Origin of the sequence: Frateuria sp. Soil773 (genome assembly GCF_001428405.1) — a bacterium.
Taxonomy (GTDB): Bacteria; Pseudomonadota; Gammaproteobacteria; order Xanthomonadales; family Rhodanobacteraceae; genus LMSL01.
This window is the reverse complement of the sequence record NZ_LMSL01000041.1, coordinates 672632-688002: the sequence shown is the minus strand read 5'-3', so window position 1 is coordinate 688002 and position 15371 is coordinate 672632. Positions and strand designations below refer to the sequence as shown.

At 70.7% G+C, this 15371-nt stretch carries 13 protein-coding genes; 3 read left to right on the top strand and 10 right to left on the bottom strand.

The features are described from left to right. Positions 1 to 120: 120 nt before the first annotated feature. Positions 121 to 2847 carry a preprotein translocase subunit SecA gene (gene secA, locus ASG87_RS18675; protein WP_056008815.1) on the top strand — a complete coding sequence of 909 codons (2727 nt, stop codon included), beginning with the start codon at positions 121 to 123 and terminating at the stop codon, positions 2845 to 2847. Between the two features lie 148 nt (positions 2848 to 2995). Here secA and ASG87_RS18670 read toward each other — a convergent pair whose 3' ends face one another. From ASG87_RS18670 to ASG87_RS18625, 10 genes are all read right to left on the bottom strand, one after another. Further along, positions 2996 to 3325 (bottom strand): DHCW motif cupin fold protein, encoded by a 330-nt coding sequence (locus ASG87_RS18670; RefSeq protein ID WP_056008812.1) that lies wholly within the window; start codon positions 3323 to 3325, stop codon positions 2996 to 2998. A 109-nt stretch (positions 3326 to 3434) separates the two neighbouring features. Next, positions 3435 to 4286: a symmetrical bis(5'-nucleosyl)-tetraphosphatase gene (locus ASG87_RS18665; protein WP_056008809.1), complete on the bottom strand. Its 852-nt coding sequence runs from the start codon at positions 4284 to 4286 to the stop codon at positions 3435 to 3437. Positions 4287 to 4314: 28 nt separating this feature from the next. Beyond that, the gene (gene apaG / locus ASG87_RS18660; RefSeq protein ID WP_056008807.1) at positions 4315 to 4698 is read right to left on the bottom strand and encodes a Co2+/Mg2+ efflux protein ApaG; all 384 of its coding nucleotides are present in this window, start codon (positions 4696 to 4698) and stop codon (positions 4315 to 4317) included. A 79-nt stretch (positions 4699 to 4777) separates the two neighbouring features. Then, a complete protein-coding gene (gene rsmA / locus ASG87_RS18655) occupies positions 4778 to 5566 on the bottom strand; it encodes a 16S rRNA (adenine(1518)-N(6)/adenine(1519)-N(6))-dimethyltransferase RsmA (RefSeq protein ID WP_056008805.1) in 789 nt (262 codons plus the stop codon). A gap of 71 nt (positions 5567 to 5637) precedes the next feature. Next, entirely contained in the window at positions 5638 to 6636 is a 999-nt protein-coding gene (gene pdxA / locus ASG87_RS18650) for a 4-hydroxythreonine-4-phosphate dehydrogenase PdxA (RefSeq protein WP_056008802.1), read from the bottom strand. 17 nt (positions 6637 to 6653) lie between these two features. Further along, entirely contained in the window at positions 6654 to 8003 is a 1350-nt protein-coding gene (locus ASG87_RS18645) for a peptidylprolyl isomerase (RefSeq protein WP_056008799.1), read from the bottom strand. A 55-nt stretch (positions 8004 to 8058) separates the two neighbouring features. Beyond that, positions 8059 to 10485 (bottom strand): LPS assembly protein LptD, encoded by a 2427-nt coding sequence (lptD, locus tag ASG87_RS18640; RefSeq protein ID WP_056008795.1) that lies wholly within the window; start codon positions 10483 to 10485, stop codon positions 8059 to 8061. Positions 10486 to 10646: 161 nt separating this feature from the next. Beyond that, on the bottom strand, positions 10647 to 11564 hold the full coding sequence (locus ASG87_RS18635; RefSeq protein ID WP_200949151.1) for a histone deacetylase family protein: 918 nt from the start codon (positions 11562 to 11564) through the stop codon (positions 10647 to 10649). A 12-nt stretch (positions 11565 to 11576) separates the two neighbouring features. Beyond that, a complete protein-coding gene (locus ASG87_RS18630; RefSeq protein WP_056008789.1) occupies positions 11577 to 12149 on the bottom strand; it encodes a cob(I)yrinic acid a,c-diamide adenosyltransferase in 573 nt (190 codons plus the stop codon). Positions 12150 to 12165: 16 nt separating this feature from the next. Then, positions 12166 to 12771, bottom strand: a complete 606-nt coding sequence (locus ASG87_RS18625) for a hypothetical protein (RefSeq protein WP_056008786.1) — start codon at positions 12769 to 12771, stop codon at positions 12166 to 12168. Positions 12772 to 12890: 119 nt separating this feature from the next. Between ASG87_RS18625 and ubiH the strand changes: the two genes are divergently transcribed. Then, complete coding sequence (ubiH, locus tag ASG87_RS18620) at positions 12891 to 14132, top strand: 2-octaprenyl-6-methoxyphenyl hydroxylase (protein WP_056008784.1); 1242 nt, start codon at positions 12891 to 12893, stop codon at positions 14130 to 14132. Further along, positions 14129 to 15337, top strand: a complete 1209-nt coding sequence (locus ASG87_RS18615) for a UbiH/UbiF/VisC/COQ6 family ubiquinone biosynthesis hydroxylase (RefSeq protein WP_056008781.1) — start codon at positions 14129 to 14131, stop codon at positions 15335 to 15337. The genes ubiH and ASG87_RS18615 overlap by 4 nt, the downstream gene beginning before the upstream one ends. Positions 15338 to 15371: the final 34 nt, after the last annotated feature.

Below are 15371 nucleotides of genomic sequence, written 5' to 3'. Positions count from 1 at the left end.
CTTGAGCACACTTGAATCGGGCCGGCGGCGCCGCCATCCCGGTTGACCGGGCAGGGTGTAGTACCATGCCCGTTTCGCCCGCGCGTGGCGCGGCAATCGTTCCTCATTACCGGACCACCGATGTTCAATCGTGCCCTGACGAGCCTGTTTGGCAGCCGCAACGAGCGCGTGCTGCGCCAGCTTTCCAAGTCCGTTGCGCGCATCAACGCGCTCGAAGCCGAGTTCGAGAAGCTCGACGACGGGGCGCTGCGCGGCAAGACCGACGAATTCAAGCAGCGCATCGCCGCCGGCGAATCGCTGGACAAGTTGCTGCCGGAGGCCTTCGCGGTGGTGCGCGAGGCGGCCAAGCGCGTGCTCGGCATGCGCCACTACGACGTGCAGTTGATCGGCGGCATGGTGCTGCACTCGGGCCGCATCGCCGAAATGCGCACGGGCGAGGGCAAGACCCTGGTCGGCACCCTGCCGGTGTACCTGAACGCGCTGGAAGGCAAGGGCGTACACGTGGTCACCGTGAACGACTACCTGGCCCGCCGCGACTCGGCGCAGATGGGCAAGCTGTACAACTTCCTGGGGCTTTCGGTGGGCGTGGTCTATCCGGGCATGGACCCGGGCGACAAGCAGGCCGCCTACAACGCCGACATCACCTACGGCACCAACAACGAGTTCGGCTTCGATTACCTGCGCGACAACATGGCGCTCAGCAAGGAGCAGCGCTACCAGCGCGCCCTGCATTACGCGATCGTCGACGAGGTGGACTCGATCCTGATCGACGAGGCGCGCACGCCGCTGATCATCTCCGGCCCGGCCGAGGATTCGCCGCAGTTGTACCTGGCGGTCAACCGGATCGTGCCGAAGCTGATCCGGCAGGAGAAGGAAGACGGCCCGGGCGACTACTGGGTCGACGAGAAGCAGAAGCAGGTGCACATGTCCGAGGAGGGCATGTCGCACGCCGACGAGCTGCTGCGCCAGGCCGGCGTGATCGAGCAGGACAGCGGGCTGTACGACTCCAAGAACCTGGCGATCGTGCACCACCTCAACGCCGCGCTGCGCGCCAACGCGATCTACCAGCGCGACGTCGACTACATCGTGCGCGACGGCGAGGTGATCATCGTCGACGAATTCACCGGCCGCACCCTGGCCGGGCGCCGCTGGTCCGACGGCCTGCACCAGGCGGTCGAGGCGAAGGAGGGCGTGCCGATCCAGCGCGAGAACCAGACGCTGGCCACGGTGACGTTCCAGAACCTGTTCCGCATGTACAAGAAGCTGGCCGGCATGACCGGCACGGCGGACACCGAGGCGTACGAGTTCCAGAGCATCTACGGCCTGGAAGTGGTGGTGATCCCCACCCACAAGCCGATGATCCGCAAGGACAACCCCGACATGGTGTTCCTCAGCCAGGCGGTGAAGTACAAGGCGGTGGTCGAGGACATCAAGGATTGCCACAAGCGCGGCCAGCCGGTGCTGGTCGGCACCACCTCGATCGAGGTGTCCGAGCTGCTGTCGGACCTGCTGAAGCAGGCGAAGGTGCCGCACGAGGTGCTCAACGCCAAGCAGCACGAGCGCGAGGCGCACATCGTGGCCCAGGCCGGCGCGCCCGGGCAGGTGACGATCGCCACCAACATGGCCGGCCGCGGCACCGACATCGTGCTCGGCGGCAGCCTGGAGGCGGCGCTCGCCGCGTTGCCGGAGGACGCCAGCGAGCTTGAGCGCCAGCGCGTCAAGGCCGACTGGAAGAAGCTGCACGAGCAGGTGCTCGCCGCCGGCGGCCTGCACATCGTGGGCACCGAGCGGCACGAGTCGCGCCGCATCGACAACCAGTTGCGCGGCCGCTCGGGCCGCCAGGGCGACCCGGGTTCGTCGCGCTTCTACCTGTCGCTGGAGGACAACCTGCTGCGCATCTTCGGCGGCGAGGGCCTGGTGCGCTGGATGAAGCGCTTCGGCATGAAGGACGACGACGCGCTGGAAGACCGCATGATCAGCCGGCAGATCGAGAAGGCGCAGCGCAAGGTCGAGCAGCACAACTTCGACATCCGCAAGCACCTGCTCGAATTCGACGACGTCGCCAACGACCAGCGCAAGGTGATCTACAACCAGCGCAACGAGCTGCTGGAAGGCGAGGACGTGTCCGCCGCCATCGCCGACATCCGCACCGACGTGGTCGAGAGCATGGTGCGCCGCTACGTGCCGGCCGACAGCATCGACGAGCAGTGGGACATCGCCGGCCTGAACCGCGAGCTGGAGAGCGAGCTGGGCCTGTCGCTCGACCTCGTGCACTGGGTCGAGCAGCAGCACGAGCTGGACGCCGAGGCGATCCTCGGGCACGTGAGCGAGGCGGTGGACGGGCTGTTCCAGGCGAAGGAGGCGCAGATCGGCGCCGAGACGATGCGCCAGCTCGAAAAGCACGTGATGCTGAGCGTGGTCGACAATGCCTGGAAGGAGCACCTGGCGAGCATGGACTACCTGCGCCAGGGCATCTACCTGCGCGGCTATGCGCAGCAGGATCCGAAGCAGGCGTTCAAGCGCGAGTCGTTCCAGTTGTTCTCGGACATGCTCGACCGGATCAAGGCCGAGGTGGTGCAGATGCTGGCGCGCATCCGCATCCGCAGCGAGGAGGAAGTGGCCGCGATGGAGGCCGAGCAGCAGCGCCTGGCCGCCCGCCTGCAGCAGCAGATGCTGGCCAGCGGCGGCGGCGCCCCGGCGGGCGCGCTCGGCGCGAGCCCGGAGGAACTGGCCGCGGCCGGCGGTGCGGTGCCGGCGCGCGAGGACGGCCCCAAGGTCGGCCGCAACGACCCGTGCCCCTGCGGCTCGGGCCGCAAGTACAAGCATTGCCACGGCCAACTGAGCTGATCCGGTCGAAGACCGGCATGAAAAACCCCGCCTCGGCGGGGTTTTTCGTTTCGGGCCATGGCGATGCCGGTCCGGTATTCCGCGGAACGGCGCCGAAGCCGGATGCCGTCGCAAGTCCGCCCTGCGCGGCGGGACGCCGCCCGGTGGATCAGTCCACGACGAACAGCGTGGCCCCGGTCGCCGTCGCGGAGCGGTGCGGCTCCGCGTCGTCGGCGACCTGGTACGACATGCCGGGCGTCAGCACGAACCGCCGCCCGTCGGACAGTTCGGTTTCGAGCCGCCCGCTCAGGCAGAACAGGATGTGCCCCTTGGTGCACCAATGGTCGGCGAGGTAGCCGGGGCTGTATTCGACCATGCGGACGCGGATCGCGCCGAACCGGCAGGTCCGCCAGTAGGCCATGCCGTGCTCGCCGGCATGTTCCGTGGTTTGGACCTCGGACCAGTCGACCGTGCAGAAGGGCAGATCGGAAATCTTCATCGCTGAACGCCGCGTCGGTGGTTGCGATTCGTCACGCTCGTGCCGCGTTCCGGCCCTTTCGGTGCCTTCGCCGGCCGCGCCCCTGCATGGTTTTCACGGACGCCGCGGCTCAGTCGCCGCCGCCCGGTGGGCGCTTGCGATGCGGCTCGGCATCGACCGTGACGTACTGCGGTTCGGGCACGTCCAGCCGCAGCGCGGTGAGCTGGCCGCCCCATACGCAGCCGGTGTCGATCGCGTGGACGCCGAGCCCGGCGAAGCGCCCGAGGGCGGACCAGTGGCCGCAGACGATGCGGATCTCGCGCCGGCGCATGCCGGGCACCTCGAACCACGGGTAGAACCCGGGCTTCTGCGTGCCGGGAATGCCCTTGCCCTCGAAGTCGATTCGGCCCCCGACGTCGCAGTAGCGCATCCGGGTCATCGTGTTGATCGAGGCGCGGAAGCGCTCGATGCCCTGCAGCCGGCTCGACCAGGCGGCCGGGCGGTTGCCGAACAGGTTCTTGAGCAGCCGCGGATGGCGCGGGCTGGACAGCTCGCGCTCCACTTCCTGCGCCGAGCGCTGGGCCTGGCGCAGCGTCCACGACGGCGCCAGGCCGGCGTGCACCATCGCCCAGCCGAGCGATTCGTCCACGTGCAGCAGCTTCTGCGAGCGCAGCCACTCGAACAGCACCGGCGCGTCCTCGGCGAACAGCACCGAGCGCAGCTCGGGATTGACCTTGGCCTGGGCGTCGGGCTTGCGCTGCGCGATCGCCAGCAGGCTCAGGTCGTGGTTGCCCAGGGTGACGACCGACTGCTCGCGCAGGTCGTGGATCAGCCGCAGGGTTTCCAGCGACTGGCCGCCGCGGTTGACTAGGTCGCCGCAGAACCACAATCTGTCCTGGGCCGGATCGAAGCGCAGCTTGTCGAGCAGGCGCTGCAGTTCCGGGTAGCAGCCTTGCACGTCGCCGATCGCGTACGTAGCCATCAGAGCAGGCCCATCGATGCGGCGCCCATCAGTGCAGCGTGCGCGGAATGGACAGGGTGAAGGTCGGGATCGCCGCGTCGAACTGCGTGCCGTCGTCGGCCAGCATCCGGTAGCTGCCGCTCATGGTGCCCACGGCGGTCTCCAGCACGGCGCCGGAGGTGTATTCGTAGTCGTCGCCCGGGCGCATCCACGGCTGCTCGCCGACCACGCCGTCGCCGCGGACTTCCTCGACCTTGCCGTTCGCGTCGGTAATCACCCAGTGGCGGGCGAGCAGGCGCGCGGGCATGTCGCCGGCGTTGCGCAGCGTGACGGTATAGGCGAAAACATAGCGGTTGTCGCCGGGCTTCGATTGGTCGGGGACGAAGCGCGTTTCGACCTGCACGTCGATCGTGTAGGAAGATTTCTGGTTCATGGGCGGATTGTAAGGCCTGCCGCCCTCCATGGGGCGGGAACGGCGCGATCGCGGCCGGACCGGCGCGGCCGGCGTCCGTTCAGGCGCCGGCGGGAACCTTCGCGAGACGCACGAAATCCATCGGCGCCAGCGTCTCGGCGCGCGCCTTCGGATCGATGCCGGCGCTTCGGATGGCCTCGGCGTCAAGCAACTGCCTGAGCCCGTTGGCGAGCGTCTTGCGGCGCTGGGCGAAGGCGGCCTTGACGATCGCGTGCAGCCGGTCGGGGTCGGCGTCGTGCAATTCGTGCGCGGCCAGCGGCTCCAGCCGCACCACCGCCGAATCGACCTTGGGCGGCGGCCGGAACGCACCCGGCGGCACGGTGAACAGCGGGATCACCCGGCAGGCCAGTTGCAGCATCACCGACAGCCGCCCGTAGACCTTGCTGCCCGGCTCGGCCGCCATGCGGTCGACCACTTCCTTCTGCAGCATGAAGTGCATGTCGCGGATCGCCGCGGCATGCTCGACGCAGTGGAACAGGATCGGGCTGGAGATGTAGTAGGGCAGGTTGCCGGCCAGGCGCAGCCGTTCCACGCCGTGGCGGTGCGCCAGCGCGGTGAAGTCCACCTTCAGCACGTCGGCATGGACGATCGAGAGTTCGCCCACGGCGGCGGCGCGTGCCTGCAATCCGGGGATCAGGTCGGTATCCAGCTCGATCGCGGTGAGCCGGCCGGCCGCGGCGAGCAGGGGCAGGGTCAGCGCGCCCTCGCCCGGGCCGATCTCGACCACGAAGTCGTCGGCGCGCGGCGCCACCGCGCCGACGATGCGCTCGATGTAGCGCTTCTCGTGCAGGAAGTGCTGGCCGAAGCTTTTCTTGGGGCGTGAGTTCATGAGCTAAGAGTGAGTGGGGAGGAGTGAGAAGCGAGTAGAAGCGAAAGCGGTCCGGTCTTTTCTCTCACTTCTCACTCCTCTCCACTCTCTTCTCGCCGTCGCGCCGCCAGCGTCAGGGCGAGATTCGCCGCGGCGATCAGGCTGGCCGGGTCGGCCTTGCCGGTGCCGGCCAGGTCCAGTGCGGTGCCGTGGTCGACCGAGGTGCGGACGTAGGGCAGGCCCAGGGTGAGGTTCACGGTGCGGTCGAACGCCTCGCTCTTGAGCACCGGCAGCCCCTGGTCGTGGTACATCGCCAGCACCGCATCGTAGTGCCGGCGCTGCGCCGGCACGAAGGCGGTGTCGGCGGGCAGCGGGCCGAGCAGGTGCATGCCTTCGGCGCGCAGGCGCTCGAGCGCCGGGACGATCGTGTCGATCTCCTCGCGGCCGAGATGGCCGCCTTCGCCGGCATGCGGGTTGAGCCCCAGCACGGCGATGCGCGGCTGCGCGAAGCCGAACTTGGAGCGCAGCTCGGCGTGCACGATGCGCAGGACGCGGGCGAGGCCGTCGGCGGTGATCGCCGCCGGCACGGCGTGCAGCGGCAGGTGGGTGGTCGCCAGCGCCACGCGCAGCTCGGGGCTGGCCAGCATCATCACCACGTCGGCGCGGGCGCGCTCGGCGAAGAACTCGGTGTGGCCGCTGAAGCGGATGCCGGCCTCGTTGATCGAGGCCTTCTGCAGCGGCGCGGTGACGATGGCGTCGTAGCGGCCTTCCATGCAGCCATCGGCGGCTTCGGCCAGCGTAGCCAGGACGTGCCGGGCGTTGCGCGGGTCGGGCTGGCCGGGCCGTTCGGCTTCGGCCAGCGGCACGTGGCGTATCCGCAGCGTGCCCGGCTCGCGCGCCGCCAGGGCGGCGCCATCGTCCTCGGCCAGGCGGAGGGGAATGCCGTAGCGCACGGCCGCGCGCTCGAGCAGCGCGCGGTCGGTGATCGCGACGAGATCGGCCGCCAGCGGACTGGCGGCCAGCTTGACCAGCAGATCGGGGCCGACGCCCGCCGGCTCGCCCGCGGTGACGGCAAGCCGGGGCAAGGCCATGGCTTGCGCGCTCGCGCTTACGACTTGCCGCCGGCGGCGGTGTCGTCGCGCAGTTCGGGCACCAGGATGTTCACGTAGGCGTCGGAGCGCAGCTGGCGCAGGTAGTCGTCGTAGGCCTGCTCCGCCTTGCGGTTGCCGATGGCCTGGCGCGCCTGGTCGCGCTCGATCTGGTCGGTGAGGTCGCTCTGGCGGCGGCCTTCCAGCTGCAGCACGTGCCACCCGGCCTCGCTCTGGAACGGCTTCGACACCTCGCCGTCCTTGAGCTGGCCGATCTGCTCGGCGATCGTGCTGCCCCAGGCCTGCTGCGGGAACCAGCCCATGTCGCCGCCGATGTTCGCGGTGGTGTTGTCCTTGGAGTTTTCCTTCGCCAGCTTGGCGAAGTCCTCGTGCTTGTTGACGATGCGGTTGTACAGGTCCTGCGCCTTCTGCTCGGCCTGCGCCGGCGTGACCAGCTCGCTGGGCTTGATCAGGATCTGCCGGGCGTGGAACTCGGTGACCATCTGCTTGCTGGGCTGGCGCTGGTCGACCAGCTTGAGGATGTGGAAGCCGGTGGGGCCGCGCAGCGCCGGGCTGACGTCGCCCGGCTTCATGCCGGAGACGGTGTCGGCGAACGCCGGCGGCACCTCGTCCATGCGGCGCCAGCCGAGGTCGCCGCCTTCGAGGGCGTCCTGCGCGTCGGAATAGCGGATCGCGGCGGCGTTGAAGTCCATGCCGCCCTTGATCGAGTTGATCGCCTGCTCGGCCTTGGCCTGCGCGGCCTGGATGTCGGCCGCGCTGCCGCCGGAGGGGATGCTGACCTGGATGTGCGCCAGGTGCACCTCGCCGGCCTTGTAGCTGGGACTGTTGAGCAGGTTGTTGATCTCGCTGTCGGTAATGTTCACCGAGTCGCGCACCACGCTCTGGTGCAGGTTCTGCACCATGAGCTGCTCGCCCAACTGGGCGCGGAACGCGGCGAACGAGCCGCCTTCCTGCTCGACCGCCGCGCGCAGTTGCTCCGGCGTCATCTTGTTCTGCTGCGCCACGCCCGCCACGGCCTGGTCGATGTCGCTGTCGGACACGCGGATGCCCTGCTCCTTGGCCTTGGACACCTGCAGCTTCATCAGGACCAGGCGGTCCAGCACCTGCTTCTGCAGCACGTTGATCGGCGGCAACTGGCCGGGGTTGCTGGCGTACTGCTGCTGCACCGAGCGTACCGCCTCGTTCAGCTCGCTTTGCAGGATCACGTCCTCGTCCACCACGGCGACGATGCGGTCGAGCGGCTGGTTCGCCTGGCCGGCAGAAGGGGCCTGCTGCAGCAACTGGGCGTGGGCGGGCAGGACGGTGGCCGCGGCGAACGCGAGCACGAACAGGGCGAGGGGTTGCTTCATCGGTGGGGGCCTTCGGTCGCCGGCGGGGCGACGCGGGAAGTTGGCGACGGCAAGATCATTGATATCCAAGAATACCACGGCGCAAAAGGTCCTCGGTCTGGCCGTTGAGCGAGCCCAGGCCCTTGAATTCCAGTTCGAGCATCACCGCATTGTTGGTGCCTACCTGGTTGGTGTTGCCGTTGAAGCTGCGCACGTAGTGGCGGCCGACCACCCGCACCGCGACGCAGCAACTGTCGTACTCGACGCCGGCCAGCGCCTCGACGGTGCGCTTGTCCTTCACCGAGTAGGTCCAGCGGCCCAGCAGGCGCCAGCGCTCGGAGACCGGATAGACCACGGAAGCGTCGTATTGTTCCAGCAGCGGCAGTTCCGCGCCCGGCGTGCGGCGATAGCGATAGGAGAAGTTGAGGATGCCGTCCGCGCCGATCCGGCGTTGCAGTTCCACCGCGCCCAGGTCGGTCTGGCGGGTGTTCGGGCTCCACTGGTAGGAGCTGTTGAGGCGCCAGCGGTCGCTCAACTGCACGCCCAACTGGGCGACGTAGTCGGAGCCGGACCAGTCGGTGGCCGGGCAGGCGACGCTCTGCTTGCCGTTCCAGCAGTTGGGCAACTGCACCTTCTGCGGCGTGAAGTAGCGGATCTGGCCGAAGCTGGCCGACAGCCGTTCCACGCCGCTGTCGTCGAGCAGGCGCGTGGTCAGGGCCGCGGTGAGGTTGTTCGCGTTCATCTGGCGGTCGGCGCCGGAGAACTGGTTGGGCGAGAACAACTGCCAGTAGTCGAACGACATCAGGCTGGTGTCGAACAGCGGCAGGTTGTTCTGGTTGCGGTACGGCACGTACAGGTAGTACAGCCGCGGCTCCAGCGTCTGCGTGTACTGGCTGCCAAACAGGCTGGTGCTGCGGTCGAAGATCAGGCCGCTGTCGATGCTGGCGATCGGCAGCGAGCGGCTGGGCGAGCGCCGGTCGAACGGGCTGGTCGCGCCGGTGGCGAGCACGCTGCGGTAATCGAAGCGCTGGTAGTTCGGATCGAGCTGGTAGGCGGTGTAGCGGTAGGCCAGCTTGGGCTTGACGAACCAGGCGGCGCCGCGGAAGTCGGCGGCCAGGTAGGGCGACAGGTCGGCGCGCTTGCCTTCGATCACGTCGTCCTTGCGGAAGGCGACGGCCTCGCTGTCCAGGCCGAACTCCAGCCAGTGCGCCAGCGGCACGTCCATGTTGAAGGTGGCGCGCGGCCAGCGCTTGTACTGCACCACGGTGTCGGGCAGGTACGGGTCCACGTTCTGGTAGCTGTCCACGCCGAACGAGGCGCTCCACCAGTTGCCGCTGCCGTACACGTAGGCGTTCGACGCCAGCGTGCCGATCGCGGAGGTGTACAGGTCGTTGCCGAAGTCGCGCAGGTAGTTGCGGTCGGAGGTGCGGTTGATGTTGGTGCCGAACGACCAGCCCGGGGCGAGCGCGGTGCTGTCGGTGTACTTGAGCAGCCAGCGGTCGCGACCCTTGGTCGATTCCACGGTGTCGTCGCTGTTGCCGCGGTCGTTCGGCAGGTACTCGAGGTTCAGCTGGCCCCTGGTGCCCGGGAACAGGTAGCGGAACTCGCCCGCGAGCAGGGTGCCGCGCTGGGTGTAGAGGCGCGGCTCCAGCGTGGCGTCGTAGTTCGGCGCCAGGTTCAGGTAGTACGGCACGCCCAGCATCATGCCGGAGCGGTTGGAGCTGCCGATGGTCGGGAACAGGAAGCCGCTCTTGCGCCGGTCGTCGATCGGGAAGGTGAAGTACGGCAGGTACAGGAACGGGACGTTGGCGAAGCGCATGGTGGCGCTGCGCGCGGTGCCCACGCCGGTGGTCTTGTCGGTCTTCAGGTCCTTCGCGCGCACCTCCCACAGGTGGTGGCCGACGTCGCAGGTGGAGTAGGTCACCTGGGTGTAGTGGCTGCGCTGCGCGTCGAGCATCTCGCCGCGCCTGGCGACGCCGTTGCCGCGCGCCTCCAGCATCTGGTAGCGCACGTTGTCGGCGATGCCGTGGCTGGCGTCGGTATTGCCGCGCATGCGGTCGGCCGACAGCAGTTGCCCGGCCTCCTGGTAGCGTACGTTGCCCTGCGCGTCGTAGTCGGTGGTCTGGTCGTTGTAGTCGACGCGGTCGGCGCGCAGGAGCTGGTCGGCGCGCTCGATCCGCACGTTGCCGTTGAGCTTGTAGATGGACTGGTCGGAGCTGTCCACGTGCACCGCGTCCACCTTGGTGTTGGCGGTGTCGCGCTGGCTGCTGTCGCGGCTCAGGGCCGGGTCGTAGAACTCCAGCAGCGCGTTCGGCCGGCACATGGCGAAATTGGCCGGCCGCGGCGGGCAGCGGAACGCGCCGAGCGGACAACTGGATGCCCCGGCCGTCCCGGGCTCGGCCGGTGCGGGCGCGGTGCCGGCCGCGGCCGGGCCGCCGAACAGGGCAAGGGCGGCGGCGACCGCCAGCAGGCGGCGCGGAGGCAAGGGGCTCTTGGACGTCACGTCGTGTGTCTGTCGGCTGCGAAGGCCCGTTAAGCTAGCAGAAAGCCCCCTCCTAAGGCAGGCGGGCGCCCTGGCGGGACGGGATGGTTCAGGGGGAGATTCAGCCTGCGCCGGCGCGTGCATCGGGCGGAACGACCTGGGCCTCGCCTCGCCCTGTGCGGCTATTCGGCCAGGGCGGCGACGTGCGCGCTGGCGCTGGCGGCCAGCGCGGCGAGGTCGTAGCCGCCTTCCAGCGTCGATACCAGCCGCCCGCCGGCATGCTGGCGGGCCAGCTCGACCAGCCGGCCGGTGATCCAGGCGTAGTCCTCGGCGCCCAGGCGCAGGTCGGCCAGCGGGTCGTTGCGGTGCGCGTCGAAGCCGGCCGACACCAGTACCAGTTGCGGCCGGAAGGCGTGCAGGCGCGGCAGCAGCAGGCCGTCCCACAGTTCGCGGAACTCCAGCGAGTCGGCGCCGGGCGACAGGCAGCCATTGACGATGTTGCCGGCGCCGTGTTCGTCCTCGTAGCCGCTGTCCGGGTACAGCGGCGACTGGTGGCTGGACAGGAACAGCACCCGCGGCTCGGCCGCGAAGACGTCCTGGGTGCCGTTGCCGTGGTGCACGTCGAAGTCGGCGATGGCGACGCGCTTCAGGCCGTGCGCGGCCAGCGCGTGCGCCGCGGCCACCGCGACGTTGTTGAACAGGCAGAAGCCCATCGCGCGGTCCGGCGTGGCGTGATGGCCGGGCGGGCGCACCGCGCAGAACGCGCGCGCGACCGCGCCTTGCAGCACCGCGTCCACCGCCGCCACGCAGGCGCCGGCGGCGCGCAGCGCGGCTTCGAGCGAGCCGGGCGACATCGCGGTGTCCTCGTCGAGCGCGGCGGTGCCGTCGGCCGGTTCGCCGGCGAAGATCCGCTCGAGGTGGGCCGGCGTGTGCACGCGCAGCAACTGTTCGCGCGTCGCGCGCGGCGCCTCGACGCGGTCGAGCGAGGCGAAGCGGTCGTGGTCGAGCGCCTGCAGCACCGCCCTCAGGCGCGAGGGGGACTCGGCGTGGCCGGGGCCCGGGTCATGCTGCAGGCAGGCGGAATGGGTATACAGCCGCAGCATGCGGCGGGCTCAGCCGGCTTTCGGCTTGCGCCGCCGCTCGTGCTGCCACAGCACCTCGCCGTGGCCGCTGGCGCGGGCCAGCACGCGGCAGAGCACGAACAGCAGGTCCGACAGCCGGTTGAGGTAGCGCTGCGCCTGCGGCCGCACGTCGGCCTCCTCGCGGCGCAGCGCGATCACCTCGCGCTCGGCGCGCCGGCACACGGTGCGCGCCAGGTGGCAGCACGAGGCGGCCATGCCGCCGCCGGGCAGGATGAAGTCCTTCAGCGGCGGCAGCGGCTCGTTGAAGCCGTCCAGCACCTGCTCGAGCCGGTCGATGTCGGCGTCGTCGATCATCGCCATGCCCGGGATGCACAGCTCGCCGCCGAGGTCGAACAGTTCGTGCTGCACCTGGGTCAGCGTCTCGCGCACGGCGTCGTCTACGCCGTCGCTGGCGAGCACCATGCCGATCGCGCTGTTGAGTTCGTCGACGGTGCCGTAGGCGGCCACGCGCAGCGAATCCTTCGGCACGCGCGAGCCGTCGCCCAGGCCGGTGCTGCCGTCGTCGCCGGTGCGCGTGTAGATCTTCGAGAGCCGGTTGCCCATCGCGGTCGGCCGCGGCTCAGCGCGGCAGGTTGGTCTGGCCGGCGTGCCTCGACGCGCGCGCCAGTTGGACCGCCAGCACGTGCAGCACGGCGCCCACGCCCACGTAGATCGCGGTGGTGCCGAGGAAGGGCACGTACCAGTCGCCCAGGTTCACGAACCAGTTGGCGAAGCTGCGCGGCGCCGGCACGCTGGCGCTGAGCCAGTAGAAGCTGCCGTTGGAGATCAGGTAGCACAGGCTCGCGCTGACCAGCAGCGCCACCGCCGCCAGGCCCAGGGTGGGCAGGCGCAGGCCCAGGTCGTGCCGCGCCAGCCAGTTGCCGCCGAGCCACAGCGCGCCGTAGGACGGCACCAGGAACCAGTAGGCGGCGGAGACGCAGTAGTGGCTCCAGAAGCTCTGGCCCGTGTTGCTGATCACGATGAAGTCGATCAGCACCGCCTCGGCCATCAGCAGCGGGAACGCCCAGCGGGCCTGGCCGCGCAGCCAGAAGCCGGCCAGGAAGAACACCGCCCAGGACGCGTCGCGCACGTCGTGGTTGAACAGCGAAAGGTGGATGCGGGTCACCGCCATCACCAGGGCGAGTGCCAGAAAGATACCCAGGCGCTGGGTCGACGTCTTAGCCATGATGGGTACTGCTCCTGGTTGGGCGAGCCGGAATCGGAGCGGCCAGTTTAGCGCAACCGGGCGCGGCCACGGCCAGCGCGGCCCATCGATCCGGGGCGATCAGCGCGTATCATCGGCGCATGAATGCCATCGACAACACGGACCGCAGCGGGTCCGTCGGCCGGACCGGCGTGCTGGTCGTCGGCGGCGGCCTGGTCGGCGCCAGCCTGGCGATCGCCCTGGACGCCGCCGGCATCGCCACCACCCTGGTCGAGGCCAGCGCGCCGCGGGCCGACGCGCAGCCCAGCTACGACGAACGCAACCTCGCGCTGGCCCGCGCCAGCGTCAACGGCCTGCAGGCGATCGGCGTGTGGCCGCATGCGGCGGCCGCGGCCACGCCGATCCGGCAGATCCGGGTCAGCCGCGCCGGCGAGTTCGGCAGCGCGCGGCTGGAGGCGGCCAGGCACGGCGTCGATGCGCTTGGCTGGACGCTGCCGGCGCGCGAGCTGGGCGCGGCGCTGCTGCGCCGGCTGGACGACTGCACCCGGCTGACCCGCTTCGCCCCGGCGACGCTGGAGTCGATGGCGCCGCATGACGGCGGCTGGCGCGTGCAGGTGCGCACCGCCGACGGTGCCCGCACGCTGGACACGGCGCTGCTGGTGGGCGCCGACGGCACCGAATCCTTCGTGCGCGCCCGGCTCGGCATCGAGGCCGAGCGCCACGACTACCGGCAGACCCTGTTCGTCTGCACGGTGACGCCCGAACGCGGGCACGCCCATCGCGCCTACGAGCGTTTCGCCGACGACGGCCCGGTCGCCCTGCTGCCGCTGGGCGAGGGCCGCTGCGGATTGGTGCTGACCGTGCCGGCGGAAGAAGCCGCCGCGGTGGCGGCGCTGGACGATGCCGGTTTCGTCGCCCTGGCGCAGCGGCGCTTCGGCTGGAAGCTGGGACGCCTCGGCCGGCCAGGCAAGCGCTATCCGTACGCGATCCAGCGCGTCGCCGCGCAACGGCTGACCGGGCCGCGCGCGGTGCTGGTCGGCAACGCGGCGCAGACGGTGCACCCGATCGGCGCGCAGGGCTTCAACCTCGGCCTGCGCGATGCGCTGACCCTGGCCGAGCTGGTGGCCGGCGCCGCCGATCCCGGCGATGCCGCCCTGCTGGAGCGCTATGCGGCGCGCCGCACCGAGGACCGCGAGGGCACCATGACGATGAGCCACGGCCTGGTGCGGCTGGCCTGCCTGGAGCAGCCGCTGCTGGCGCCGCTGCGTTCGCTGGCGCTGCTGGCGTGCGACCGTCTGCCACCGTTGCAGCGGGCGCTGGCGCAGCGCGGCATGGGTTTCCGCGGCGAGCCGCCGCGCGCGGTGCTGGAGCGGCTGCCATGAATCCGGTGCGCAGCGAATCGACGCGCCGCCGCGGGCCGGCGCTGGACGTGGCGGTGGTCGGCGGCGGCATGGTCGGCGCGGCCGCCGCGCTGGCGCTGGCGCGCGCCGGCTTCGCCACCGCATTGCTGGAGGCGCGCGAGCCCGCGCCGTGGCGTGCCGGCGACGAGGTGGACCTGCGCGTGGTCGGGCTGGCGCCCTCGTCGGTGGCCCTGCTCGACGAGCTGGGCGTATGGACGTCCATACGCGAAGCGCGCGCCGGCGCCTATGCGCAGATGCACGTGTGGGACGCCGCCACCGGCGCGGCGATCCATTTCGACGCGGCGCGCGAGGGCCGTGCCGAGCTCGGCTTCATCGTCGAGAACAGCCTGGTGCAGTGGACGCTGTGGCGGGCGCTGGATGCCGCCGGCGTGCGCCGGCTGTGCCCGGCCGAGGTCGCCGCCTACGAGGCGCGCGAGGACCGCGTGCAGCTCGACCTGGCCGACGGCGAGAGCCTGTCCGCGCGCCTGCTGGTGGCCGCGGACGGCGCCGGTTCGCCGCTGCGCCGGCTCGCCGGCATCGGCACCCGCGGGCGCGACTACGCGCAGCTCGGCGTGGTGGCGCACGTCGCCACCGAGCGGCCGCACGAACGGACCGCATGGCAGCGGTTCCTGCCGGGCGGGCCGCTGGCCCTGCTGCCGCTCGCCGACGGCCGCAGCTCGATCGTCTGGTCGCTGCCCGAGGACGAGGCGCGGCGCGTGCTGGCGCTGGACGACGCGGCGTTCCGCGACGAGCTTGGCGTGGCCAGCGACTTCCGGCTCGGCCGGATCGTCGCCAGCACGCCGCGCGCCGCGTTCCCGCTCAGGCTGCAACTGGCCGGGCGCTACCAGGCCGAGCGCCTGGTGTTGCTGGGCGACGCGGCGCATGCGGTGCATCCGCTGGCCGGGCAGGGCGTGAACCTGGGGCTGCGCGACGTGGCCGAACTGCGCGACGTGCTGCTGGCCGCGCGCGAGGCGGGCGGCGACATCGCCGCCGCGCACGTGCTGCGCCGCTATGCGCGGCGCCGGCGCAGCGCCGATACGCTCGACGCGCTCGGCTTCGACGCGCTGGCGCGCATCTACGCCTGGCAGGCGCCGCCGCTGGTGGCGGCGCGCGGCCTGGGCGTGCGCCTGCTCGACCGCCTGCCGCCGTTCAAGCGGCTGCTCGCCGGCCACGCCGCCGGCCGCTGAGCCGCGAAGCGGCGACGTCCGCGCTCCGCGCAGG